At 68.2% G+C, this 24,099-nt stretch carries 26 protein-coding genes, 1 tRNA gene, 1 pseudogene and 1 riboswitch; of the genes and pseudogenes, 13 read left to right on the top strand and 15 right to left on the bottom strand.

The genetic code is table 11. The annotated features are described in order from the left end of the window. Positions 1-21: 21 nt before the first annotated feature. Both LBW94_RS06145 and LBW94_RS06140 read right to left on the bottom strand, forming a co-directional pair. Positions 22-360 (bottom strand): YciI family protein, encoded by a 339-nt coding sequence (locus tag LBW94_RS06145; protein ID WP_225060843.1) that lies wholly within the window; start codon positions 358-360, stop codon positions 22-24. Continuing rightward, positions 360-1,112, bottom strand: coding sequence for an SRPBCC family protein (locus LBW94_RS06140; RefSeq protein WP_225060844.1), 753 nt, complete (start codon positions 1,110-1,112; stop codon positions 360-362). Before LBW94_RS06140 ends, LBW94_RS06145 begins: the two co-directional genes overlap by 1 nt. A gap of 201 nt (positions 1,113-1,313) precedes the next feature. On the opposite strand from LBW94_RS06140, the gene LBW94_RS06135 reads away from it, so the two are divergent. Further along, positions 1,314-1,751 carry a hypothetical protein gene (locus LBW94_RS06135; RefSeq protein WP_225060845.1) on the top strand — a complete coding sequence of 146 codons (438 nt, stop codon included), beginning with the start codon at positions 1,314-1,316 and terminating at the stop codon, positions 1,749-1,751. A gap of 193 nt (positions 1,752-1,944) precedes the next feature. Beyond that, positions 1,945-2,841 carry an alpha/beta fold hydrolase gene (locus LBW94_RS06130; RefSeq protein ID WP_225060846.1) on the top strand — a complete coding sequence of 299 codons (897 nt, stop codon included), beginning with the start codon at positions 1,945-1,947 and terminating at the stop codon, positions 2,839-2,841. A gap of 69 nt (positions 2,842-2,910) precedes the next feature. Here the strand turns inward: LBW94_RS06130 and LBW94_RS06125 are convergent, their stop codons facing one another. Beyond that, positions 2,911-3,078 (bottom strand): hypothetical protein, encoded by a 168-nt coding sequence (locus tag LBW94_RS06125; RefSeq protein ID WP_225060847.1) that lies wholly within the window; start codon positions 3,076-3,078, stop codon positions 2,911-2,913. Between the two features lie 250 nt (positions 3,079-3,328). Here LBW94_RS06125 and LBW94_RS06120 point away from each other — a divergent pair, with 250 nt between their 5' ends. The 3 genes from LBW94_RS06120 to LBW94_RS06110 all read left to right on the top strand — a co-directional run bounded on the left by LBW94_RS06120 (position 3,329) and on the right by LBW94_RS06110 (position 4,497). After that, the gene (locus tag LBW94_RS06120; protein WP_225060848.1) at positions 3,329-3,856 is read left to right on the top strand and encodes a hypothetical protein; all 528 of its coding nucleotides are present in this window, start codon (positions 3,329-3,331) and stop codon (positions 3,854-3,856) included. A gap of 128 nt (positions 3,857-3,984) precedes the next feature. Further along, a complete protein-coding gene (locus LBW94_RS06115) occupies positions 3,985-4,311 on the top strand; it encodes a DUF3467 domain-containing protein (protein ID WP_225060849.1) in 327 nt (108 codons plus the stop codon). Between the two features lie 33 nt (positions 4,312-4,344). Next, positions 4,345-4,497 (top strand): hypothetical protein, encoded by a 153-nt coding sequence (locus LBW94_RS06110; RefSeq protein WP_225060850.1) that lies wholly within the window; start codon positions 4,345-4,347, stop codon positions 4,495-4,497. A 156-nt stretch (positions 4,498-4,653) separates the two neighbouring features. Here LBW94_RS06110 and LBW94_RS06105 read toward each other — a convergent pair whose 3' ends face one another. Together LBW94_RS06105 and LBW94_RS06100 are read right to left on the bottom strand one after the other, a co-directional pair. After that, on the bottom strand, positions 4,654-6,249 hold the full coding sequence (locus LBW94_RS06105) for an NRAMP family divalent metal transporter (protein ID WP_225060901.1): 1,596 nt from the start codon (positions 6,247-6,249) through the stop codon (positions 4,654-4,656). Positions 6,250-6,362: 113 nt separating this feature from the next. Continuing rightward, positions 6,363-7,688 (bottom strand): magnesium transporter MgtE N-terminal domain-containing protein, encoded by a 1,326-nt coding sequence (locus tag LBW94_RS06100; RefSeq protein WP_225060851.1) that lies wholly within the window; start codon positions 7,686-7,688, stop codon positions 6,363-6,365. A gap of 637 nt (positions 7,689-8,325) precedes the next feature. Beyond that, a riboswitch (cobalamin riboswitch) is annotated at positions 8,326-8,465 on the top strand. Between the two features lie 87 nt (positions 8,466-8,552). Between LBW94_RS06100 and LBW94_RS06095 the strand changes: the two genes are divergently transcribed. Further along, positions 8,553-8,714 (top strand): CbtB domain-containing protein, encoded by a 162-nt coding sequence (locus LBW94_RS06095; RefSeq protein WP_225060902.1) that lies wholly within the window; start codon positions 8,553-8,555, stop codon positions 8,712-8,714. Positions 8,715-8,734: 20 nt separating this feature from the next. Continuing rightward, positions 8,735-9,586, top strand: coding sequence for a CbtA family protein (locus LBW94_RS06090; protein WP_225060852.1), 852 nt, complete (start codon positions 8,735-8,737; stop codon positions 9,584-9,586). 341 nt (positions 9,587-9,927) lie between these two features. Here LBW94_RS06090 and LBW94_RS06085 read toward each other — a convergent pair whose 3' ends face one another. The 3 genes from LBW94_RS06085 to LBW94_RS06075 all read right to left on the bottom strand — a co-directional run bounded on the left by LBW94_RS06085 (position 9,928) and on the right by LBW94_RS06075 (position 12,281). Further along, positions 9,928-10,389, bottom strand: coding sequence for a hypothetical protein (locus LBW94_RS06085; RefSeq protein WP_225060853.1), 462 nt, complete (start codon positions 10,387-10,389; stop codon positions 9,928-9,930). 89 nt (positions 10,390-10,478) lie between these two features. Beyond that, positions 10,479-10,790 (bottom strand): hypothetical protein, encoded by a 312-nt coding sequence (locus LBW94_RS06080; RefSeq protein WP_225060854.1) that lies wholly within the window; start codon positions 10,788-10,790, stop codon positions 10,479-10,481. A 159-nt stretch (positions 10,791-10,949) separates the two neighbouring features. Beyond that, entirely contained in the window at positions 10,950-12,281 is a 1,332-nt protein-coding gene (locus LBW94_RS06075; protein ID WP_225060855.1) for an NAD(P)-binding domain-containing protein, read from the bottom strand. 62 nt (positions 12,282-12,343) lie between these two features. Between LBW94_RS06075 and LBW94_RS06070 the strand changes: the two genes are divergently transcribed. Further along, the gene (locus LBW94_RS06070; RefSeq protein WP_225060856.1) at positions 12,344-12,826 is read left to right on the top strand and encodes a MarR family winged helix-turn-helix transcriptional regulator; all 483 of its coding nucleotides are present in this window, start codon (positions 12,344-12,346) and stop codon (positions 12,824-12,826) included. A gap of 432 nt (positions 12,827-13,258) precedes the next feature. Here the strand turns inward: LBW94_RS06070 and LBW94_RS06065 are convergent, their stop codons facing one another. Both LBW94_RS06065 and LBW94_RS06060 read right to left on the bottom strand, forming a co-directional pair. After that, positions 13,259-13,891 carry a DUF6461 domain-containing protein gene (locus tag LBW94_RS06065; protein WP_225060857.1) on the bottom strand — a complete coding sequence of 211 codons (633 nt, stop codon included), beginning with the start codon at positions 13,889-13,891 and terminating at the stop codon, positions 13,259-13,261. Between the two features lie 294 nt (positions 13,892-14,185). Then, a complete protein-coding gene (locus tag LBW94_RS06060; RefSeq protein WP_225060858.1) occupies positions 14,186-15,085 on the bottom strand; it encodes a helix-turn-helix transcriptional regulator in 900 nt (299 codons plus the stop codon). A 185-nt stretch (positions 15,086-15,270) separates the two neighbouring features. Between LBW94_RS06060 and LBW94_RS06055 the strand changes: the two genes are divergently transcribed. Beyond that, the gene (locus LBW94_RS06055; protein ID WP_225060859.1) at positions 15,271-16,251 is read left to right on the top strand and encodes an aldo/keto reductase; all 981 of its coding nucleotides are present in this window, start codon (positions 15,271-15,273) and stop codon (positions 16,249-16,251) included. Between the two features lie 47 nt (positions 16,252-16,298). On the opposite strand, the pseudogene LBW94_RS44370 reads toward LBW94_RS06055, so the two are convergent. The 3 genes and pseudogenes from LBW94_RS44370 to mihF form a co-directional block, all read right to left on the bottom strand. Beyond that, positions 16,299-16,524 (bottom strand): annotated as a pseudogene (locus tag LBW94_RS44370) (Tn3 family transposase); the annotation flags it as partial. 309 nt (positions 16,525-16,833) lie between these two features. Further along, positions 16,834-16,918, bottom strand: a tRNA-Leu gene (locus LBW94_RS06045). 78 nt (positions 16,919-16,996) lie between these two features. Continuing rightward, on the bottom strand, positions 16,997-17,311 hold the full coding sequence (gene mihF / locus LBW94_RS06040; RefSeq protein WP_225060860.1) for an integration host factor, actinobacterial type: 315 nt from the start codon (positions 17,309-17,311) through the stop codon (positions 16,997-16,999). A gap of 240 nt (positions 17,312-17,551) precedes the next feature. On the opposite strand from mihF, the gene LBW94_RS06035 reads away from it, so the two are divergent. Together LBW94_RS06035 and LBW94_RS06030 are read left to right on the top strand one after the other, a co-directional pair. Next, positions 17,552-18,484 carry an LLM class flavin-dependent oxidoreductase gene (locus LBW94_RS06035; protein ID WP_225060861.1) on the top strand — a complete coding sequence of 311 codons (933 nt, stop codon included), beginning with the start codon at positions 17,552-17,554 and terminating at the stop codon, positions 18,482-18,484. 43 nt (positions 18,485-18,527) lie between these two features. Beyond that, on the top strand, positions 18,528-19,511 hold the full coding sequence (locus tag LBW94_RS06030; protein ID WP_225060862.1) for a DUF2889 domain-containing protein: 984 nt from the start codon (positions 18,528-18,530) through the stop codon (positions 19,509-19,511). 61 nt (positions 19,512-19,572) lie between these two features. Here LBW94_RS06030 and LBW94_RS06025 read toward each other — a convergent pair whose 3' ends face one another. Next, positions 19,573-21,006: an acyl-CoA reductase gene (locus LBW94_RS06025; RefSeq protein WP_225060863.1), complete on the bottom strand. Its 1,434-nt coding sequence runs from the start codon at positions 21,004-21,006 to the stop codon at positions 19,573-19,575. Continuing rightward, on the bottom strand, positions 21,003-22,352 hold the full coding sequence (locus tag LBW94_RS06020) for a hypothetical protein (protein WP_225060864.1): 1,350 nt from the start codon (positions 22,350-22,352) through the stop codon (positions 21,003-21,005). Before LBW94_RS06020 ends, LBW94_RS06025 begins: the two co-directional genes overlap by 4 nt. 117 nt (positions 22,353-22,469) lie before the next feature. Here LBW94_RS06020 and LBW94_RS06015 point away from each other — a divergent pair, with 117 nt between their 5' ends. Both LBW94_RS06015 and LBW94_RS06010 read left to right on the top strand, forming a co-directional pair. Beyond that, positions 22,470-23,123, top strand: a complete 654-nt coding sequence (locus LBW94_RS06015; protein ID WP_225060865.1) for a TetR/AcrR family transcriptional regulator — start codon at positions 22,470-22,472, stop codon at positions 23,121-23,123. A gap of 40 nt (positions 23,124-23,163) precedes the next feature. Further along, a complete protein-coding gene (locus LBW94_RS06010; protein WP_225060866.1) occupies positions 23,164-24,060 on the top strand; it encodes an SDR family NAD(P)-dependent oxidoreductase in 897 nt (298 codons plus the stop codon). The last annotated feature ends 39 nt before the right edge of the window (positions 24,061-24,099 follow it).

The following is a 24,099-nucleotide window of genomic DNA, read 5'->3' as shown; positions in this document are numbered from 1 at the left end:
CGACTGCCTCGGTGACGGTGTTCAGCTGGTCTCCGAGATCTGGAGACCGGCCAGCGGGCGGACCTCGACGCCGCCGTCGAGGATCGGTGTCAGCCGGGCCAGAGCCAGGGCGTGATCGAGGTCGCGGGCCTCGATCACGAAGACTCCGGCCAGGGCTTCCTTGGTCTCGATGAACGGGCCGTCGGTCACCAGGCCACCACGGATCGCCGTCGCGGTCTCGGCCGCTTCCAGTGCCATACCGGCCACGATCCGGCCGCCGTGCTCGGAGATCCGTTCCGGCAGCCGCGTGTGGGCCTCCAGCAGCTCCGGCGGCAGTTCGCTGTTGCGACGCTCGAAGATCAGCACCGCGTACTGAGCCATCACTGTTCCTCCCGTCCGGCCGCATCCGCGGCGAACACCTCATCCAACCAGGCACGCCACGCCAGGGTGCCCGCCCGCTCCTCGGCGCCCTCGGCGAACAGGTGATGGGCGAGACCGACCGGCATGCCCCACGCGTCACGGCCGTAGAAGCGATACAGCGCGTCCGCACCGCGCAGACCCAGGAAATGCGCGGTGGCGTAGTCGACGACAGCGTCGATCGGCGCCAGTCCCGCGGGCGTGAGCCGAACCCGGTCACCGACCGTGATGTCCGCTTGCACCCCCAGCGCGTCACGCAGCCGCGCGAAGCCGCCGTCGACGGACCGGGCGGGCGCCTCGGCGCGGATGTACCCGGCGTCGCGCCCACCGAAGTGCCGTAGGTATTCGCCGAGCGAGTGGTAGTAGAACGCCGTGTGCTGCCGGCACGAATCCAGCAGCCGGTCGTAGTCGGCCCCGAACACGCCGATATGCGTGAAGCGCAAGTGGGTTCCCGTGCCCCGGGGCTCCAGCAGGTAGTCCAGTTCGTTGAAACCGTCTCCCCCACTCTCGGCCCGCGTCACGAAATGCCGTGGCGGGTCCCACGTGATCACCGACCCGCCTCCGCCGGGCGTGAGGCCCCGCTCGGTCCCACCCTGCCACGGCTGGTATTCGATCTTCCAATACCAGCCGGTCTGATGGCGGGTGAACGCCTCCCACACCTCCTGCGGGCCGGCGGGCAGCTCGCCCTCCCACGCCACTTCGAACCGCTGTCCCATGGTCTCTCCTTCCGCGCGAGCCATCGAAATACGGCTCGTCACAAGGACGACACACGGCACCCGCCGAAATCGACAGGATGTATCCGTGAATTCGCCCGGACGAGATCGGCGGATATGGTTGACACATGACTGGACAGATGTCTAGCTCGAGGCCCGGGGTCTGCGCTCCCCGACCTGCCTGCCCTGGAGGAGAGACCGGCCATGACGAAGATCCCCTCGCGTGAAGTGCGGCTGGCCCACGCGGCCAAGCATGCCGAACTCTGGAACTCCGGCAGGAAGGAGGAATGGATCGCGTCGTGGCGCACCATCGTTCCCGGCCACGTCCGGATGTTCGACCCGGTGGGGACGGAGGAGAAGGTCGGGTTCGACGCGGCCACCACGCACGCCTGGGATCTGTTCCAGCAACTGCTGCGGATCACGATGATCACCGTGCAGGTCAACGGCGACGAGATGGCCTGGGTATGCGAAAACCGTTTCGGCGCCGGGGACAACGTCGGGGTGGCGCACAGCATCGAGACCTTCGCCTGGGACGCCGCCGGTGATCTGCTGATCAAAACCTACTATCCGATGCCCGAACACATCGGCGCCGACCAGGACCCCTACGCCCACCTGCTCGGGACCCCGAACATCGAATCCTGAACCGAGGGCGGCGCTTTCGGTCCTCGCCGGACACTCGATCGGACCGTGCCGGGCACACACGGTGGGCGAACTCCCACGGCACGCGCGTCCTCGACGCGCTATGCTCGGCGGCGACCGATCGACGAATCGCGGGGAGGTGGTGCCGAATGTCGTTGTCGCGTAACGAATATGCGGCTCATGGAAGGCGATGCCGATGGTGACCGAGGGCGGTGACGGCCGGCCCACGGTCCCCGCACCGGCGCCGGAGGGAGCGCGTTCGCGCCGCGCGATGGTCAACGGCGTGCCGATACATTACGTGATCGCCGGCAGCGGCGATCCGGTACTGCTCCTCCACGGCTGGCCCGAGACCTGGTACGCATGGCGCAATGTCATCCCGGTCCTGGCGGATCGGTTCACCGTGGTCGCGCCCGATATGCGTGGCTACGGCGATTCCGGGCGTCCCGCCGACGGCTACGACAAGGTGACGGTGGCGACCGACCTGCACGAGCTGATGCGATCGCTCGGGTTCGGTCGGATTCACCTTGTCGTCCAGGACATGGGCGGGCCGGTCGGCTTTGCCTATGCGGCAAGCTTTCCGGCGGATGTGCGCGACTTCGTCTTCATCGAGAGCGCCGTGCCGGGGTTCGGTTTGGAAGCGGCGATGGACGTGGCCCACGGCGGCAGCTGGCACATGGGTTTCAACATGGCGGAGGGGATCAGCGAACTGCTGGTCGCCGGGCGCGAGCGGCCGTTCATCGAATATTTCTACCGCCGCGGCACCCTGCGCCCGGATGCGCTGACACAGGCCGACATCGACGAATACGCGCGCACCTACGCGGCGGGCGGCCTCCTGGCGAGCTTCGGCTACTACCGGACTTTGCTCGACGACGCGAAAGTCAACCGCGAGCGGCTCGCCGTGAAAAAGCTGACCCTCCCGGTACTCTCGCTCGCCGCCGAAGCGGGGTTCGGCGACTTCTCGCACGCCTCGATCGCGCAGGTCGCCGAACATGTCGAGCGGCAGACCATCGCGGGAGCGAAGCACTTCCTGGTCCAGGATCAGCCGCAGGCGGCGGCCGCGGCGATCCTGGACTTCCTGACGCGGACCCGATAGGCGCGTCGTGAGGATGGCTGCGGCGGAGCATTTTTCCGTGTGGCCGTTCGCGACGCCACCCGACCGCCCTCAGGCCGTCCGGGACAGGGTGTCACCGGCCGGAACCCGGTAGGCGGTGAGCAGGACACCGGCGGCGACCACCGCGAACGCTCCGGTGAGGGGTCGGCTGGGTGCCGGCGGTTTCGTGCGGGAGCCGACCAGTCCGGGCCCGCCGCACTGCCAAATGGTAGCCGTCAAGTAGCTATATCGGCTCTGGTCGCGACCTTGCTGGCGGCAGCGCCGATCGGTTCGACTCGGTTCGGGCCGGTAATCCGACTGCCTTGCGTGTCGGATGAGTGGCCACCGGCGTGTTACGCCCTATTTTCCGGAAGATTGCCACAAAGTTGCCAACGGTCGGTGATTGGCGTGCGAGGATGACCCGGTCGTGCAAGCTCGTCCACGTTCGGAATCCGATCCAACACTCCACACTTTCGGAAGGGAGCTCGGAATGGCAGTGCAGGACGCGAGTACGGAGAACCGGTCCATGTCGTCGCAGGGCCAGCGCGGGGATATGGCAGAGGTGCGGGGTGAGATCGAGATGCTGCGGATGCGCATGGACGAGGCGCGGCAGGAGGCCCAGAGCGCACGCCAGTACGCGATGCAGGCTGCCGGGCTGGCCCGCCAGGCCCAATCCCAGGCCCGCCAGGTGCAGAATCAGGCTCAGGCCGTGCAGCAGAACGCCAATCAGGCCAATCAGCAGGCGCAGCAGGCCCGCCAGGCCGCGATGCAGGCGTCGAACCAGGCCCAGCAGGCCCAGGGCGAAGCGGACCGTGCCCAGTCCCAGGCACAGCAGGCTCAAGGGGAAGCCAATCAGTCCCAGCAGCGTGCGTCCTCGGCGGCCGATCAGGCCGATCAGGCCACCCAGCTCGCGCAGCAGGCCGAGGACCAGGCCACCCGTGCCCAGGACCGGGCCGGGCAGTGGGAAATGCAACTGCATCAGATCCGTCAGCAGGCCCGTCACCTGCAGGGCAACTGACCGCGGTGAGCAGGGGCATGTGCCGTAGGTGACCAACGGCGCCGGTGCGGCGGTCGTGCCGGGAAACCGGTGCGACCGCCGCACCGCGCCGCCGTCGCAGACAACCGGGGAACGGAGGACGCACGGCCGTGAGCGATGACCCGGGCCTGCCCGGCCCCCACGACGGTGACATCGACGTCGAGGTGATCGTGCCCGACAGCCTGAATGCGGGGGTGTACGCCAACGGGTTCACCTGCTGGTACAACCGGACCGACTTCACCTTGGACTTTCTGGTCTACCTGCCCGCCGAACCCGCCGCCGCGGCAGAGCACGGGCCGGTGATGCGGCAACCGGTGCAGGTCACCGCTCGGGTGAAGTTCGCCCCCTCGTTGATCTTCCGGTTGATGCGCACCCTCGACGAAGCCATGAGCAACTACGAACACCAATTCGGCCAGATCACCTCCCTCGGTGATTGACCCGACCGAGCCGCGCAACGCGAGGACACAGTGATGATCAGCGCCACCGGACCGATCACCCTCATCGCAAGCCCCCACGACGTCACGATCGTGCCGGACCCGAAGGTGCGCTACCGGCCGGCGACCATCGGCGGCCGCCGCTACCGGCCCACACCTGTCGCCCCACGCCCACGACACGCCACCTGAACCAACCGGCGACGGGTTCTCGAACAGTCCGGCCCGGACACCGAATCCGCCACGCCTGTGGCCTGATCCGCATCCGTATCCCACTCGCCGGACCGGCCGAGACAAGGTTCGATCTCGTCATCGTTCCCTCGGACCCCGAACGCGGGGCGGTGACGGTCAGCCGCGGCCGAGCTGGATCGCTTTGACCAGCAACAGGATCGCCCCGACGACGAGGTAGCCACGGAGGGCGAGCATGCCGAGTTTCGTTCCGGCCGACCAGGTTACGGGCTCCAGCAGGGTCAGTGGCGGCATTCGCCAGTGGTCCTTGGCGGAGGCGTCGATGCGCGGGGGTGGTGGTGGCGCGGGGGTGCGGCGTTGCAGCCATTTCAGGACGGCGGCGGCGAGCACCACGAGCACGATCATCGCGACCGCGAGCCAGGCGGCGAGGGCGGTGACGTCGAGATCGGGGAACAAGGTGGTGGCCATCAGGATTCCCGACAGCAGCAGCAGGACGGCGACGATGAATCCGGCGACGATGTTGAGCCAGAGGCGATTCACCCACGGGCCGAGCACCTGCGGGTCGTTGCACAGCAGCAGCAGGAACACGCTCGCGCTGGGCAGCAGCAGGCCGGCCAGCGCCTGCACCGCGGTGGTGATCAAACCCAGTGGCGCACCGGGGATGAGCACGATGATCGCGGCCGCCAGCACCATCGCGATGTAGGAGACGTAGAACTGCTTGGCGTCCTGGAAACCGCGATGCAGCGAGTGTTTGATGCCGAAGACGTCGCCGAAGGCGTAGCTGGTGGCGAGGGTGACCGCCGCGGCGCCGATGATCGAGGCGTCCAGCAGCACGATCGCGAAGATCGGCCCCAGCCAGGAATGGACGCGGCCCAGTAGGTGCGCGATCGCCCCGGCGTCGCTGAACGTGCCGACGGCCCCGGTGGCGCGCGCCGCGTAGTCGGCGGTCATCATCAGCGCTGCCGCGCCGATAACCACCACGAAGGCGCCCAGGGTGGTGTCGGCGCGCTCGTAGCCGATGAACCGGGGGGTGATGCGTTTGTCGACGATGTTGGACTGCTGGAAGAACAGCTGCCAGGGGGCGACGGTGGTGCCGACGATCGCGATGATCAGCAGCACCGCGTCGGACGTCACGCCGCCGGAGATGCCGGGCACGACGAAACGGGTGGCCGCGCGGCCCCAATCGGGGTGCGACAGCAGCAGCATCGGGAGCTGCAACAGGGTAACGAGAATGAACAGCATCATCGCGCGCTCCCAGCGGCGGAAGCTGCCGCTGGCCATGATCGCCACCAGCGCGATCGCCGCGACCGGCACCACGATGTACTTCGAGATGCCGAAGTAGTCCGCTGCCAGGGAGACACCGATGAATTCGGTGACGATGGTCAGAAAGTTCAGGATGAACAGGTCGCCGACGGAGAACCAGCCCCAGCCGCGGCCGAAGCGCTCGTTGATCAGGCGCGCATGTCCGACGCCGGTGACCGCGCCGAGCCGCACGACCATTTCCTGGTTGACGATCAGCACCGGGATCAGCAACAGCAGCACCCACAGCAGGCTGTAGCCGTAGTTCTGCCCGGCCTGGGCGTAGGTTGCGACGCCACCGGCGTCGTTGTCGCCGACCATCACGATCAGGCCCGGTCCGACGATCGCGGCGAGCGTCGCCAGCCGGGTGCGCAGGGTGTGCGGGTGCTCGGTGTCGGTGACGCTGATCCGGCCGAACGCACCCTCGATATCGCCGAGATGCGCCGAGTCCAGCACCGCCGAGGCCCGCGGTGAAGGTGCCCGCTGGGGCGGATCGGGTTGCGGCCGTGCGGGTTCGGGGGTCGCGTCGTGCGCGGGGGTGGCGTGGTCTCCTCCGATGTTCGTCATGGCTACGCCGTACCGCTCGCGGTCTCGTCGTCGGTGGTCGCGGTGGGTTCCGAATCCCGCACCGGTCGCGGGGCGGGTTCGCGGCGCCGCCAGTCCTCGGGAATGGTGGCCTCGAGGGTGTCGTCGACGGTGACGACGCCGAGCACCTGGTCGGTGTCGTCGACGACCGGGATCGTGTAGAGGTTGTAATCGGCCATCAGCAGCGCGATGTCGGTGAGGTCGGCGTCGGGGGCCACCCGCACCGGATCGCCGTCCATGATGTCGGCGACGGCGGTGCCCGGATCCGCTTGCAGCAGTTGGATGACCGACACCACGCCGATCAGCCGCCCGGCCTCGGCCAGCACGTGCACCTTCAGCAGGGCCTCGGGTTGCAGGGTGCGGGCTCCAGAGATCACCGAGAGTGCCTGTGCCGCAGTATCGTCCGCTGTACACGAGGCGAAATCGACGTTCATCAGACCACCGGCGCTGTCGGGATTGAAACCCAGCAGGGTGATCACCTTGGTGCGCTGCCCGGCCGGCATCAGATCCAGCACCCGCCGACGGCGGGACTGGCGCAGATCGGTCACCGCGTCGGCGGCGTCGTCGGGCCGCATCCGACCCAGCAGCGCGGCCACCTCGTCGTCGGGCATGTCGTCGAGCAGGCGGCTGGCCTTGTCCGGGTCCAGTTCCTCGAAGACGTCGGCCTCCAGTTCGGGATCGCCGCGCACCCGGTCGAGGATCTCGCCCTGCTCGTGCTTGTTCGCATCCTCGAGCAGGTCCGCGATCTGGGCGGGCTTCAATCCGCTGACCCGGCCGCCGACCCGCCGCACCGCGATCGAGCCGCTGTGCCCGATCAACGGCTCGAACGCCTTCCAGTCCCGCGAGGCATGCCCGCCCTCGGACTTGATCAGACCGAAGAACCGCGCCGGCCGCCGGGTGTCCAGCCGCGCCAGCACCCAGCCCGAACCGGTGTCATCGAGTTCGACATCGTAGGCGCGGATCAGTTCGGCGGTCGCGACGTCGATGAGCCGGTGGCCGAGGATGTCGGCGCGCAGCAGCACCTCCCCCTCGCGGCGCTCGAACCCGCGCAGGTTCAGCTTGTCGACCGCCAGCACCACCCGATCCGGGGTGAACTCCTCGATATGGTCGGCGGCCACGAAGACCACGCGACCGCCGACACCCACGACCACACCGGTCACCGGCGGGTAGGCGTCGCCGCCGCTCAGGCGCACGATCAGATCGTCGACGCGGCCGATCGACTCACCGGAGCGGGCGTCCACCGGAGATTTCAGCAGCCGTGACAGATGGATCGTCGTCGCCGACGTCTGCGGTGATGTCGAGTTGGTCATCTGCGCTCCTGGGTCGATATCCGGCCGATCCCGACCGGCCACACCTTGCACGGTCGTCGGCACCACCACTCCAACTGCCGTCGAACAACAGACGGCCGGGAGGTCAACGGCGAACCACGCGGCCGGGAGCGGGCCGTCGAGCCGGAGTGCGGATCGCCGCCCGAGCGTTCCATTTCGATAGCCGGTAAGTAGCTGTTCCTGTCGATGCTGCCGCTCCCCTTCGCATTGTGGTGCGGGACCGCGGCGGCGCGCGAGTTCTTTCTCCCGTTGGGTGCCGATTCGGGATCGAGAAATTCACCCTGGGCATTCCGCAAAATTGAACATTCGCGGGTGTTTCCGCTGTTGGTCTCGCTGGGTAGCGTGCGAAATGTACCGGTGAAATCGACGCCTGGGAGGTCCCCGACCGTGACGAATCATCTCGTCCGTACCCACCGATCCGCGGGGTTTTTCCTCGCGAGGAGCACCTCGCCTGGCGGATCGCCGAGGTTGCTGGGGATGCCGTGGAGCTCACGCTGAACGGCGGTGAGGTGATCGTGGACGAACTCGCGGTCGCCGACGCGCATCCGCTGGGCGCGCGGTCCCGACCAAGCTTTCATCGGGACCGTCCCAGAATATGGGCGTGCGAGGGGTACCGGGATTGACCGGTTCAGGCAACCGCTCGTATCGTAATTCAGACGATACGTGTGGAATCCGGTGCAATCCCGGAGCGGTCGCGCCACTGTGAGCATCCCGGCAAGGCGGGTGCGAGTCAGACCCGCCGCGTCGTCGGTTTGCCCATGGGGACGCGAAATCCCCCGCTCAAAGGAGTCAACTGTGGCTACTTCCTACGCTCCCCGCTCCGGCCTCCGCGTCGGTTCCCTCTCCATCCCGACGCCTGTCCGGCTGATCGGCACCACGCTGCTGGCCCTGCTGGCCCTCTACTTCATCGGCGTGGACCAGGGCGCTGTCTCGATCTTCGGCAGCGACATGCACGTGCACGAGTTCGTGCACGACGGCCGTCACTTCCTCGGTTTCCCCTGCCACTAGCCGCGGGAGACGAGTCACCGATGGAGAAAAAGATCATCGGCCGAGGCGTCCTGCTGGGCGCGCTCGGCGGATCAATCGCGTTCATCTTCGCCCGGATCATGGCCGAGCCCATCATCGATCGGGCCATCGACTACGAGTCGGGCCGCGACGATGCGCAGATGGCGCTGGACAAGGCCGCCGGTAAACCCATGCCCGACATGGGACCGGACATCTTCACCCGCCACCAGCAACAGAACCTCGGCCTGCCCTTCGGCATGATCGTGTTCGGCGCGGCGATGGGTGCACTGTTCGCGGTTGTCTACTACCTGGCCATCCGCCGGGCCGGGAAGATCACCACGCGTAACCTGGCACTGCTGGTGTCCGGCGGCATGTTCCTGACCCTGTACGCCGTGCCGTTCCTGAAGTACCCGGCCAACCCGCCGTCGATCGGGCACCCGGACACCATCAAGGCGCGTACGGCCCTGTACGTGGGCATGATCGTGATCAGCGTGGTCGTACTGCTGGCGGCCGTCTGGCTCGGCCGCAAACTGGCTGCACGGCTGGACAATTGGACTGCCACCATCGCAGCATCAGTCTCGTTCGTCGTGGTGATGGCCGTCGTGATGGTGATCCTGCCGCCGCTGGGGCACCTCTCGGCCGACAGGTCCGCCTTCGGCAACTTCGACACCGAGACACCGCAACCGCTGAAGGATCCGTCGGGCACGATCGTCTATCCGGGCTTCCCGGCCGACGACCTGTTCCACTTCCGGCTGTATTCGTTTGCCGCACAGCTGATCCTGTGGGTGATCATCGGCGTCGGCTTCGCCTGGCTGGCCCCGCGCCTGCTCGGCGACCGGTCCTCCGAGGCGATCGCCGCCGAGGTGGCCGCATGAGGAGTGGGGTGCCCACCCCACCCCGCTGAAACACGCGATCCCGCAGGCCGCCCGGCTCCTTTCCGCCGACCCGATCCCCTCCGGGGCGAGGTTCGCACGAAGAAGTCCGGCGGCCTGCCGGTATCCGGTCTGGTACGAATGGCAGCACTCCCTCGCCGAGATCAGCACCGCCGTCGCCGACGCCGGCCCGCGCATCGACTTCGTCCACGAATTCCCTTGGGCGACATACCAACGCCTCCCGCAGATGCGGCCGGAACCCGACGGCCGCCGGCGCCTACCGGGAGACCCTCTCCCCCTGGCCTTCTCGATCCGAGCGACCAAACCCCGCCTTCAGGGGGCGATCAGTGCGGCAGATCCGGCGGGCCCGTGCGGCGGGACGGGCCGCGGGTCCGGCGGCGGCTGGGTGCCGGGGGTTTCGTGTAGAGGATCTCGACCGGTTCGGGCGGGTGGTTCGAGCCTGCGGCGGACAGTGCGCGGGCCTTGAAGGCCCGTGCCGCGAGGCTGGGGGCGTAGTCCACCGGTGCGGTCACGGCGCTGAGTTCGCCGGGCTGGGACCGGCCCCAGAACATCAGGTCGGAGCGGCCGCTGGTGAACGTGGCCAGGGCGCCTTTGTGGATCTGCGGGTTGTGCTCGAACAGGTCGATCGCGACCGCGACCGCATGGGGGCGGTCCGTCGGCGGTGGTGGCGGTGCGCCACAGGACAACTCGGCCGTGTAGGCGCCGGGGATGGCCAGCGGACGTGGGTCCGCGGCCTCGGTGAGGAATACGGTGACGTTCCAGCCGGCCATCACCTGGTCGAACACCCAGCCTCCGACGTGCTGGACCACGGCCGCCGGTGAGGGGCGACGATCGCCAGCCGGTATCGCAGCTCCGATTCGTATGCGATCATCCGTCAGTCCGATGCCGGCAGGGCTTTCGCCGCTTTCTGTGCCATCGGCTCCCCGTCGCAGCTCAACGTTCCCGAACCTGGAGCGACACAGAGCAATTCGACGGTTCCGGCGGCGTCGACATAGCGTTTGCCGACCAGTGTCGCCGTTGCCGCGCCGGGCGCCGGTGCGGTCGGCTTGCCGGGAGCCGCGGGCGCCATCGGCGCCCCGCCGCATTCGATCAGCGGCTGCCGATCGGCCGGGACCCGGACCACGACCACGCGAACCGAACACGTGGTGCTCGCGAGCTGGTCGCCGACGCGCAACGAAATCGCCATTGTGTCGAAACTCCTTTTCGCCCTGCCGTTCTCGGCATCGGACGATTCGATCGGAAGGGTGTAGTCAATTGATTACTTCGGAGGTATGGAGAGTGTGACGGATAAGTCAACGATCGACGACATTCACGGTTTGCGATGCCGGTCCCGACTCGTGGGTGTTCAGGCGCCGGTGACGGCCGAGGCCAGCCGGGTGGCGGGTGTGAGGGCGGTGCGGACGGCGGCGTTGCACAGGGTGGCGTTGCCGACCCCGGCGTACGAGCTGACCAGCAAGGGGATTTCGTCGAGCTGGGCGGGGGTGAATTCGTTGTTGGCCAGGGCGCCGTGGAGCTGGACGTCGAGCAGGTCGGTGCGGCCGAGGGTGGCGGTGATGCCGAGGACGAGCAGGCGGCGGTCGCGGACGGTGAGGTGGCCGCGGGCCCAGACGTCGGCGAACAGATGGGTCACGATGTCCTCGGTCAGCGGGCTGTTGCCGGTGGCGGGGATCCGCGCGCCGAAGCCGGGCCCGTAGACGCGGTCCATCATCGCCCGCCCACGCACGTCGCGGTCCCGCGGTGGCGGCGCGGCGACCGTGCCCGCATAGACCTCACCGACCTTCGCGCGGGTGATGTCGGTGAGCGGGACCTCCAGTCCGAGGTCGCCGGCGAAGTCCTGCACGGCGGCGAGGTCGTCGCGGGCGCGGTCGGTGACGCGGTCGAGCCGCTCGGTGGTGGCCGTGTCGGCCGTGGTCTGGGCTTTCAGCAGGCGCAGCGGGTCGGTGTCGCCGCCGGTGAGGGCTTGGACCAAGTGCTCGTCGGAGATGCCCGCGGCGGTGGCGAGGGACCGGGCCTCGTGGACCGCGGACTGGGTGACGTGGCGAATCATGGTGCGCGCCAAGCGGATCACCGTGGCGGTGCCCACCGGCCCGCAGTGCACGACCGAGGCGGCGACGTCGTCGAGTATCGGTGCGATCGCGCGCACCGCCTCGTCGGGGCCGCCGACGGCCAGGGCGAGCCCGGTCGGCGCGTCGGTGATGTCGGTGTCGAGCAGGGTGGCGTCGTGCTGCCGGCACAGCGCGGCCAGAGCGTGGACGTCCCGGACCGGCATGGTCGTCAGCAACACGACCACCAGGCCGGGGCGGTCGCCGGTGAGCAGGCCGTCGGCGCCGGTGAGCACGGCCCGCGCCTGGTCGGCGTCGCCGACGGCCAGCATCACCACGTCGCTGTCGGCGGCTACCAGGGCCGGTGACGTCGCATGCTCGGCGACCTCCGGCAGGCCGTGGTAGGCGGATCGGCGGACGTCGTACACGATCGGGGTGCGGCCGTGGCGCGCGAGGCAGGCGGCCACGCGCGCCCCGATCTCCCCCAGTCCGACGACTCCGCACCGCACAGCGCCGGTCATCGCGGAGCCGCTTCGGGGTCGATGCCGGTATCGACCGGCGACCCGGCACGAGCTTCGACGGGTGCGATGTTCACGGGCAGCCTCCCTCCGGAGAAATGGATATGCATAGTGCATATACCTATAGTATGCATAGTACATACGATTGGGATCGTGGCAAGCGAACGAGGTGAAGAGGCATGGACGAGGAGGCCGAGGTGTCGCCGAGCATGCGGCTGGCCACGGCGTTGAGCCGGTTGCAGCAACATCGCCGGTTCCAGGAACAGGAGCAGCGCCCGATTCTGGGGTCCGCGGAGATACGGTTGCTGTGGCTGTTGCGCGACGGCACCGCGCGCACGCAACGCCAGATCATCACCGAACTCGGGCTGGACCAATCGACAGTGAACCGGCAGGTCAACGCGGCGCTGGCCACGGGAATCCTGCGTCGGCACCGGCCCGAAGGCGCCACCGCGCACCTCGTCGAGGTCACCGAACACGGTTTCCGGACCCTGGAACAGGGCATCGGGGACATGCTGCGCTCCTACGATCTCGCACTGGCCGACTTCGACGACACCGACCGCGGCCGGTTGCTGGACCTGTTCGACCGGTTCGTCGACACCTACAGCCGGATCGTCCGCGCCGACACCGCCACAGTGCCTCCGACGACCGCCGGTGGTGTGTGATCCGGCATCGACCTCCGCCCCGGCACCGCCGCCGACGGCATCGGGAAAGGTATTGCGACACATGACCGATCGACACGGAACGACCGCGGTGATCACCGGTGGCGGGCGAGGATTCGGCGAATCATCACCGCGGCCGGTCTGGCGAGGACATGGCTGGGCCGGGATTCGGTCCGCCGCGCGATGGACAGTCTCACCGACCACGGCCCTGCACGTCGACGCCCTCCTCGGCGCCGCCGACCTCAGCCTCTACCGCGCGAAATCCAGTGGGAGACCTCAATGGGCCCTATGGCCCCGTCGAAATGTCAACCGAGACACCCATGAAGCCAGGTTATTCTGTTTCCGCGTCCGACTGTCCGGCCAACGCCGCGCGCGATCCGAGTTAGCACTTCGTGACGACGGGCCAGGCTTGGGTTGTGATCGAGTTGGTGATCTTTACCGGTACTCCACGAGTGCCCCCACCACCGGCCCGTTGATGTCCGATATCTCCGGGTGTAGCCCGAGGTAGCCGCAGGCAACCTTGAGTAGGTCCACCCGCCCGTCGCTGAAGTCCTCGGGTGCCGGGTCGTTCTCGTTCCAGGGGCCGAGGGCCTCGAAGGTCAGCTCGATCAGCCGTCCTGCCATTTCCGCGTCGCCGCTCTCGATAACCTCCGGTTCGTCGCCGGAGATGGATGCGACTCTTTTGCCGTCCTGGTAGATGCTCAGCTCCTCTACCTGGCTGGTGGGGCTGAGGTAGACGTTGAGGGTTTCGGTGCCCCTGGATACCGGCTCGGCCCACTCCGGTAGGCGACCCCAGTATCCGATGTCCTCGACCAGGACAACGTATTCACCCATGACGAACGCGGCGGCAACACCGGGGGTGAGGCGCCGCATCTCACGCTGAAGGTTCTGGGCCACGAACTCGGCCCATGTGGCGGTTCGGATGGCCGCATCGTCGACTCCCAGGCGCCGTAGCACCTCACGTGGTCCCACTCCTCGTACGAAGGTGACGCAATAGCCGGTGTCGAGGTCCAGCCCGGCCTCGTCGACCCAGTCCGAGGTGTAGCCGGCACCTGCCGAATCCGCCACCGTGTCTCCTTGACGATCTGCCCGATCCCGCGAGCAATTGTAGATGCCTGCGAATTAGTCGATGTCGAACGCTTTCACCGCCAGTTGCGCCTTGTCGATATCCTCGGCCATGTAGTGCGTCCGAAAGTTGCAGTCCGACAGAGAAGTTGAATTCGTCGCGGGCCAGCATCGCCTCGTCGGCGCCGCCGCGAGTTCCGACCGAGAACAAGGGCTCGGCGAGCTGCGGATTCGCGAGCACGACGCGACGGATGTGGGACAGAAACGTTCGTTGTCGACCCGTACAGGGGTCGGCTGTCAGGACCTGTCCGGGATGGTTTCGGTGTGTCCGGCGGTCGGGGTGTGGGCGTTCCAGCTGGCGAGCAGGCGGATCGCGTCGTGTTCGGGTGAGCCCGGTTGTGGGGTGAACACGGTCATGACCTGGTCCGAGGAGTTGTCGATGGTGAGGTTCTCGAAGGGCAGGGTGAGCGTTCCGATCAGGGGATGGCGGAAGACCTTGGTTCCCGCGCGGTGTGTTTTGACGTCGTGGGCGGCCCAGCGGGTGCGGAACGCGGAGCTGCGGGTGGACAGGTGACCGATGAGGGCTATCAGTTCCGGGTCGTCGGGGTGGCGGCCTGCCTCGATGCGCAGGATCGACACCGCGTCCGCGGCGACGCGTTCCCATTCGGGGAACAGGTTCCGGGCCGCGTGCTCGTCGAGGAACAGGAAACGCGCCGAGTTCACCGGGCCGTCGGTGTCGAGCATCGCCGCGTAGAGGGCGCGGGCGAGGTCGTTGGCGGCGAGCAGGTCCAGGCGGGGGTTGCACACCACGGCGGGCAGGTGGTCGATCGAGTCGAGCAGTACCCGGATTCCGGGGCTGATCGTGGCGGTGGCCGTGGGTGTGCGGTGCTTGCGGGCGTCGGGGGTCAGTGCGGAGAGCAGCCGGTCGAGGTGGGCGCGTTCGTCGTCGTCGAGTCGCAGCACCGCGGCGATGGATTCCACGACGCCTGGGGAGGGGCCGGTGGCCCGGCCTCGTTCGAGGCGAATGTAGTACTCCGGGCTGATCCCGGCCAGTAGAGCCACCTCTTCGCGTCGCAGGCCCTGCACGCGTCGCCGGGTCCCGGCCGGGGGCAGGCCCGCGTCGGCGGGGGAAATCCGGTCACGGCGGCTGCGCAGGAATTCCCGGACCGCCGCGCGCGCTGCCTGCTTCTCGTCCATGGTTTCGAGCGTAGCTACTGGTAGGGCGGGTAGCGGGACACTGTGAGTACCCCTCTCGCCAGAGCCTGTCGCGCGGTCCGGCCACGGTGTTGGCTGAAGCCGGGGGAAACACCGCGACGGTGATGCCGCGCCCGGCGGGGCGTCCCGTGTGCCGGCCACCGGCGAAACGACGAAGGAGTAATTCGATGAAACCTGCTCTACTCGGCACTCTCGAGGTGTCACGGATCGGCCTGGGTGCCATGACCATGGCCGGCACCTACACCTCCGGCGGTGGCCTGGACGACGACGAGTCGATCCGTGCCATCCACCGTGCACTGGAACTGGGTGTCACCCACATCGACACCGCCGAGATCTACGGTCCCTTCCACAGCGAGGAGATCGTCGGCCGCGCCATCGCCGGGCGACGCGACGAAGTCGTGGTCGCCACCAAGTTCGGGCTGGTCTCGCATTCCGGTGGCGGGCCCGGCACCGTCGACAGCAGCGCCGCGAACGTGAAAGCCGCGGTCGAGGGTTCGCTGCGGCGGCTGGGCACCGACCGGATCGATCTCTACTACCAGCATCGCGTCGACCCGAACACTCCCATCGAGGAAACAGCCGGCGCGCTCGCCGATCTGGTCGCCGAGGGCAAGGTCCTGCACATCGGGCTCTCGGAAGCGTCCCCGGAGACGATTCGCCGTGCCCACGCGGTGCACCCGCTGGCGGCGTTGCAGACCGAATACTCCCTGTGGACACGTGACCCCGAAGACGAACTGCTGCCTCTGCTGCGAGACCTGCGCGTCGGGTTCGTGCCCTACTCCCCGCTCGGGCACGGATTCCTCACCGGGCAGCTCCGTTCGCCCGCTGACATCCCCGACGACGACTGGCGCAAGACCAACCCGCGGTTCGTCGGAGCAGCCTTCACCCGGAACCTGCGCCTGGTCGACGAGGTCCGCGCCGTCGCCGACGAGGCCGGTGCCACCCCCGCGCAGGTAGCGATCGCGTGGCTGCTGGCCCAGGGCAACGACATAGCACCCATCCCCGGCACCCGCCGCGTCGCCCGCGTCGAGGAGAACACCGCCGCCGACACCGTCGAACTCACCACCGGCCAACTCGCGCGCCTGGACCGGCTCACACCCGCGGTCGGAGCCCGCCACGACGACGCGAACATGGCCAGCATCGACCGCTGACAGGGCCGCGACCTCACCACGCAGGGGATCTCCGGCCCGGTGGTCAGTCAGAACAAGGTGTCGCGCACGCGCAACGGCCGGGACCCGGTAGGGGCCGAGTTCGGCGTCGATGTCGACTTCGATCGCGCCGAAGAAATTGATGTTGTGCGCCGGGGAAATGTGGGCGAGCACGTCGTCGATGCGGCGACCGGTCCGGCGCATCTGCTCGACCGTGAGCCCGTAATACTCTGTGGTCCAAGCGATCACCGCGTTGGTGGCGAGGGTCGAACAGCCCGAAAACTCAGCCCTGCCGGCGAGTTACGGCATATCCGCCCGAAATTCGGCTGATGCTGCGGCTTACCCCGAGCTGCTGGGTCATCCGCTCACCGAGCGCCGACCGGACATCGAAGTGGCTCTGCCGGCCCGCGCGCAGTTGGGCCTACCCCCGCCCCTGAGCGGCGTGTGCTACGAGGTCAGACGTGGCGGCTCCCGTGGGCCTGCCGAATCCCTCAGGTTCCGAATGGACCGCCGATGTGGACAACCGGATACGGGCGCGGCCTGGCCGAGATCACAGAATGTGGTCTAGACCAGGCCGAATCGGTGTGTCCGGAGGGGGACTTGAACCCCCACGCCCTTAAACGGGCACTAGCACCTCAAGCTAGCGCGTCTGCCATTCCGCCACCCGGACCGGTGATGCTCAGAAAGATTATCCGATTGATCGATGAGGACCAAATCGCTGGCATATGCCCCGGTCCGGGCGGGTTTTTCAGTGGCTCAGCGCATCCAGGAGAGCGGCACGCTGGCGCGTGCCGAGGCCACCGATGCGGCGGTCCACCGGGATCTCCGCTTCGTCCATCAATTTCGCGGCCTTGACCGGTCCGATGCCGGGCAGGGCCTTGATGACGGCGGCGACCTTCGTCTTCTTGACCAAGTCCTCCTTGTCGGCGCGCTTGAGCACCTCGGCCAAAGAGACCGAGCCCTTGCGGATCTGCTCGATCAGCTCCGACCGGGCCTTACGCACCGCGGCCGCCTTGGCCAGCGCTTCGGAGCGTTGCTCGGCGGTCATGGTGGGAAGAGCCATGTCAACTACCTTTCACTCGTTCGCTGGTACCTCAACGGCACCGATTGAACATCACCGATGCCCGGGGCGTGCTCCGACACACCGCTGTGAAAATCCGGGGCATATGCGGGGCGGAGGCGGTGGCGGGCGGGTTTGTGGGCGGTTTGCCGGAATCGGTGGCGGGGTGGATATCGGCGCGGTCGAGGGGTGGAAATGATATTCTCCGTTTGGAGAATTTGAATCTCACGATGGGCTGTGGTGATGGACGGGTTGGACATCGGCGTCTACGTGCCGCAGATGGGGTTCACCTTTTCGGACGTGCTGCATCGGGCGATGCGGTGCGAGGAGCTGGGGATCGGGTCGGTGTGGTTGTACGACCATCTCTACGGGCCGGGGGCCGCCGCGCTGCCCTCGCTGGAAGGGTGGACGCTGGCCACCGCGCTGCTCAGCCGGACCGAGCGGCTGCGGGTGGGGCATCTGGTGCTGTGCAATCAGTTTCGGCATCCGGTGTTGCTGGCGAAGATGGCCACCACGCTCGATCAGGTGTCGGCGGGGCGGCTGGAACTGGGGCTGGGTAGCGGGTCGATCGAGGACGAGCATCTGCGGGCCGGAATGCCTTGGGGTAGTTTCGCGGAACGGTCGCGACGACTGGCCGAGACGCTGGAGATCCTGGATCAGGCGTTCGCATCGGGGGTGATCGACTTCGCCGGGGAGCACTACACCGTGCGGCAGGTGCCGATCGCGCCGGGGCCGGTGCAGTCGCCGCGGCCGCCCATCGTGGTGGGTGGTGTCGGCGAGAAGTTCACGTTGCCGCTGGTCGCGCGGTATGCCGACGTGTGGAATGTGCCCACCTACGCACTCGGGGAGCTGGAGCGGAAGCTCGACGTGGTGCGGTCGTTGTGTGCGGAGATCGGACGTGATCCGGCGACGTTGCGGTTGTCGGTGGAGGCGGTGGCCGCGGTGGCCGCCGACGACGCGGCGTTGCCGGAGGTGCGGGCGCTGGCCGAGAAGCGGTTCGGGGCACCGGGTTTCGGGTTGCGCGAAGGGGGGCTGGTGGGGACCGCGGCGCAGGTTGCCGATCGGTTGCGGCAGTTGCGGGAGCTCGGTTTCGATCAGGTGGTGCTGTTCACCCACGACCGGGCCTCGGACCGGACACTGGAACTGCTCGCCGACCGGGTGATCGCCGCGTTGTAGCGTCGGAAGGCGAACTGTCGCAATCGAGAACGAGAGGGACGCCATGACGACGCAGCATGAGGCGGGCCCCGCGACGGTAACCCCGCCGCGCCGGCCCGGATCGGTCCGGCGCACCACCACCCACGATTCGGTGCGGCCGGACGGGCTGCTCGGGCTGGTGACGGTGACCGCGCGGGGGCGTGATCTGCGGACCGAGCCGGACGGCGGGCACACCGTGCTCGACGCGGCCCGGGTGCAGCTGGTGGTGGATCATCCGCGGCGGCAGGTGCACCGGATCGACGCCGAGCCGGGCCACCCGAATCTGGGTGAGCTGGTCGGGGCGAACGTATCGGCCGGGTTCCGGGGTGCGGTGGCGGCGGCACTGCCGGGGGAACGGGAATCGGGGTCGGTGCGGTTCCAGCTGTTCGACGATCTGCCGACCGCGTTGCTGGTCGGCGGGTACGCGGTCGCGGTGGGACAGCCGCAGGTGGCGAAGCCGGTCCCCCGGCCCCGGTCCGGCCTGCAATACCCGGATCTGTGCGCGGGGTGGATCGCCGAGGGCACGCTGATGTCGCGGCTGAATGCGACGGGTGTGGTGCCGACCTCCGAGGGTCCGCTCGCGCCCGAGGTGGAGCTCGAAGATCTGCTGGGCTGGCACGAGCACGATCCCATGCCGCCGCACGGGATGCGCCGGCGGCGGCGCCTGGACGTGTGGCGCGACGGCGATATCGTGCGGGTGGAGGGGTTCTTCCGTGACAGCCATCGCAGCGGCGAGGGAGTCGAGACCGTGGTGCACGAGTACACCGTGCACGCCACCGTCGACCCGGGCACACGGCGGTTTCTCGCGGCGGAGGCCGTGATCGGGGCGCTGCCGTGGCCGGAGTGCCCGGTCGCCGCGGCCAGTGCGGGACGGCTGGCGGGGATGCCGGTGGCGGGGTTGCGGGCCGAGGTGCGCCGGAACTTCACCGGGCCGAGCACCTGCACCCATCTCAACGACACGCTGCGGGCGCTGGAGGATGTGGACGTGTTGCTCGACAAGATGCCGTGAGTGCAAAACCGCACGTGATGAATCGGCGGTGGGGCGGGCGCCGGGTCCGCCCCGCGCCGTTCTACTGCGGGGGCTCGACCCCGTCCTCGTGTGCCATCCAGTGCACGAACCGATGCAGCGGGTACATCGCGTCGTGCGGATTGCCGATGGTGCTGGGGCCCGCGTCGCCGAGCCGGACGATGCGCTGAGCGCCGCCGCTGGCCAGCCGGTCGCGGTAGTCGGCCATCCGGTCGAAGGGGTAGAAACCGACGGTCTGTGTCGCGACGTTCACGTACTTCACCGCGTCGTCGAGCGAGTCGACCCGGACCACGTTGGCGGTCTTGTTGATCGGGTGGAAGTCGACCGGTTCGTCGGAACGGACCACCAGGCCGGTGCCGTCGGTCTTGCCGAACACCCGGAACTCGTCGTCGAGCAGGGTCAGCATGTCGATCTGTTCACGCAGGTCGCGATCCAGCGGACGGGTGTCGCCGGAGGCGGCGGCCTTGGCCACGATGCGGGCGTGCAGCCGCTGCCCGAACCGGTCCACCTGGTCCGCACTCGCCTCCACGAACACGAAACGGCTTGCGACACAAGCCTCCTGGTTGAGCACCATGACATCGGAGGCGGCCAGTTCGGCGGCGGTGTCCAAGGCCTCGTCGGAGTCGAACGCCTGGCGGCCGACCATCGAGATCGAGGTCTTCGGGTCGAAGGACACCAGCTGGAAACCGGGGCCCAGGTACTTGATCACGTTGTTGATGGCGTCGCCACCACCCCAGGCCACGATCTTGTCGAAGTACTGCGGCCGGTACAGGGTGCGCTCGACCGCGTCGTCGCCGCCGCGCCAGTAGACCGCCGACATCGACCTCACGATGGCGTGGTCCGGATCGAGATCGGCCATCGTGCGCAGGATCGCGACCGTGGTGAACGGATCGCTGGACGACATCTTGAACAGGTTGACCGCCTTGACCATCGCACCCTGCGCGATCGACTTCACCGCCACGCCGGGCGAATTGCCGGGCAGCACGTGGATCAGCCGCGGCGCGAAGGCCCGCACGAAACTCTTGCGGCCGGTGAAGTCCCGCTTCGGGATCCACTGGTCCAGCGCGCGCGGATCGGGGAAGTTCTGCTCGACGATGGTTTCCAGCAGGCGCTTGTCCAGGAACGACGCCGCGCCCTTGACCTGGGCTTCCAGCACGCCGCGCGGCAGGATGTGGGTCGAGGACATGCGGTCGATGCAATCCTGCACGAAGGGATTGCCCGGATCGCGCAGCCGCTCGCCGGTCTCGACCAGGAAGTCGATGATCTCGGCCAGTGGCACGTTCAGCAGCGGCGGCACCTCGTGGCGGGGGTGCACCGCCTTGTCCATGTCGATGGTCGGGGTGGCGAAGCTGACGCCCAGGTCGCGGGAGCGGTGGACGACGTCGGCGCGCTCGACCAGTTCGCCGCGCAGGAAGAACGGGGCGGACACGATCTGGTCCGCGTCGATCGCGGGCTTCTGAATATCGGCAGTGGTCACGACAGTCCTCGCACATAGGCATCGACGGTGCCGGCGCAACCGATCTTGTCGTCGCCGGTGATGTCCGCGTAGCGGACGATGTTGTTGCGGATCGAGGCGCCGGCGTTGCCGCAGGCACACGGGCTGAAATCCAGGGAGACCTTGTCGCCGGTGATGACGCCACCCCAGCGGCCGTCCAGGGACAGGTCGAAGAAGCCGGCGCGGCCCTCGACCTCACCGGTCTCGTGCGGCAGCAGCGCGTCGCCGGCCTCGTCCAGGATGAACGGCACGATCCACGGCGGCACGTGGTAGCGATCGCCCTTCTGACATTTCGGCATGCCGGAGTTGAGTTCCTGCATGGAGTAGTTCTGGAAGTCGCGGTTGTGCGGGATGTTGAAGGTCTCGTGCACGAACTGCTGGTAGTCGTCGGGCAACTGCGCGCGCTTGAGGCCGCCGCCGACGTAGATGCAGTTGTCGGGGTGGAAGTCCTTCGCCGCGTAACCGCGTTCGCGGACCAGCTTCGCCACCTGATACAGCGCATTCCACATGCCGGCGAGATACAGCTTGTCGCCGCGGTATTCGATCAGCGCGTCGGCGGCGGCCACCAGCGCGTTGTCGAGGGTGGCCTGCCGCTCCTTCGAGGTGCGCTCGAAATCCGCGAGTTCGTCCGGACCGGCGGTGCCGTCGGCCATCTTCTTGCGCAGCACGACCATCTTGGTGAGCGCGCCGACGGTCAGCGGCGGGATCGGCAGCCGGAAGCGCTGCTTGTCCGGATCGCCGAACGCCGCCTCCTGCGCCTCGCCGCTGATCAGGTTCTTCGGCACCGCGGCGGTGGCGGCGATGCCCATCATCCGCCGGTCCCGGGCCGGGACGACGCCGGAGCCCCAGGCGAACACGTTCACGGTGTCCTTGCGCGACCAGGCCATGTCCTGTTCGGAGGCGAGCAGCATGGCCGATTTGCCGGTGGTGCCGCTGGAACAGGAGACGTAGTGGCCCTCGGCCTGCAACCGGGCGATCCACTCGTCGATACCGTCGATGTCGGCGGTCTCGATCGGGGCGATCGGATACGGGGAGATGGTGCCGAGCCACTTGCCCAGCCGATCCCAGCGCTCGTCGATCAGGAAGCTCTCGGGGTAGCTCTTGTAGGCGGTGTGCGGGAACAGCAGCGGCACCACGTCGTCGAAGCTGCGGACCTCGCTGACGCCGGCCTCGGCCGCGCGGTGGCCGAGCAGCTTGATCCGGTCCTTGCGGTCCTGGAACCGCTCGTTCACGGCCTCGATCTGGACCTCCCGGAGGTCCGCGTGGGAGTGGTCGAACCGGTCGTCGGCGTCGACGAGCCGTGTCAATTTTTCTCTTGCTGAGCTCACCAGGAGCGTCCTTCCACCAGGTTTTCCAACGGCCTCGACAAATGGCGACCCGTGCGTATCATTATTCGTGATTCGGGTCACGATGCAAGTGGCGACGGAAAGAACGAGGTCAGCGAGTTGTCTGGAGCACACGAGGCCGTGCCGGCGCGGCGTGGCGCGGGCCGGCCCACCCGGGAGCAGGCCGAGGCGCGGCACGAGGAGCTGATCGACGCCGCGCTGGACCTGTTCCTGGAGCGTGGTTTCGAACTGGCGACCGTGGAGGCGATCGCCGCGCAGGTCAACATGACCAAGCGCACCGTCTACGCCCGCTACCCGGACAAGGCGTCGCTGTTCCGGGCCGCGGTGCGGCGCGCCACCGAACGGCAGATCGTGCCGAAGGACGTCCTCGAGGCGATGGACGACGGCGACCTGTGCGACACCCTGGAACAGGTGGCGCGGCTGCGCATCGGGCAGGTCATGACCACCAACGGCCTTCGGCTGCAACGCATCCTGAACACGGAGAGCTACCGGTTCCCGGAGATCTTCGTCGAGAACTACACCCTCAGCGCCGGGCCGGTGGTCGATTTCGTGGCGGGCGTGCTGGACCGCGCGATCGCCACCGGCGCCCTCGCGCCGACCGACAGCGATCAGGCCGCCCGCGCCTTCATGGCGATGGTGGTCGGCGGCCAGGTGCGCTCGATCGTGGCGGGGCGCCCGCCCACCCCCGAACAGCTCGAGGAGCGGGTGCGGTTCACCGTCCGGCTGCTGCTCGACGGGCTACGACCGCGCTGAGGTCCGCTTGCTCATGTCCTTCCGAACAGATTGCGAGACAATGTCTTCCACACCTGCTGCATCGCCCGCGCTCGATCCCGCCCGGCCCGTCGCGGTGGTCACCGGCGCCAGTTCGGGCATCGGCAAGGAGACCGCGCGGAAGCTGCTGGCCCGCGGCTGGCAGGTGATCGGGGTGGGCCGCGATCCGCAGCGCAGCGCCGCCGCGGCGGCCGAACTGGGCCCGGAGCTCACCATGCTGCGCGGAGATTTCACGCTGATGGCGGAGGTGCGCCGGGTCGCCGACGAGATCCGTTCTCGCACAGAGCGTCTCGATGTGCTGATCAACAATGCCGGTGGCGTGCGGGACCGGCGGATCGTCACCGCCGAGGGCACCGAGGCCACCTTCGCGGCCAACCATCTCGCGCCGTTCCTGCTGACCCGGGAACTGTGGCCGCTGCTCACCGCGACCGCGGCGGCGAGACCGGCGGGGACGGTCCGGGTGCTCGCGGTGTCGTCGACCGCGCACCGCAGCAGCCGCGGCCTGGACTGGGACGATGTGCAGAGCCTCGGCATCGAGCATCCCACGGTCGCCTACTGCCGGGTGAAACTCGCCAACATCCTGTTCACCCGCGAGCTGGGCCGGCGTGGCGCTGCGGAAGGCGTTGTGGCACAGGTCATGCACCCCGGCGTGGTGGCCAGCAACTTCGCCACCCACGGTGACGCCACCATGCAGGCCCACATGGCCGCCGCCGACACGGTCTCCCCCGACGAGCCGGCCGAGACGCTGACCTGGCTGGCCGCCGATCCCGAGGGCGGTCACACCCCCGGCCGCTACTTCCACCGCCGCGCCGAGGAGACACCGTCCGAGATCGCCCGCGACGACACCGCCGCGGCCCGGCTGTGGGTGGAGAGCGAAACACTGCTGGCTGCACTCGGTTTCGAGCCCGCGGTGCGCTGACACGGCTGCGGGCTTGACCCTGACGTTGCGTCGGGGTTG

Source organism: Nocardia sp. alder85J (assembly GCF_020176955.2).
Taxonomy (GTDB): domain Bacteria; phylum Actinomycetota; class Actinomycetes; order Mycobacteriales; family Mycobacteriaceae; genus Nocardia.
Note: the sequence above shows the minus strand (reverse complement) of the source record. Positions and strands in the feature narration are given on the sequence as shown.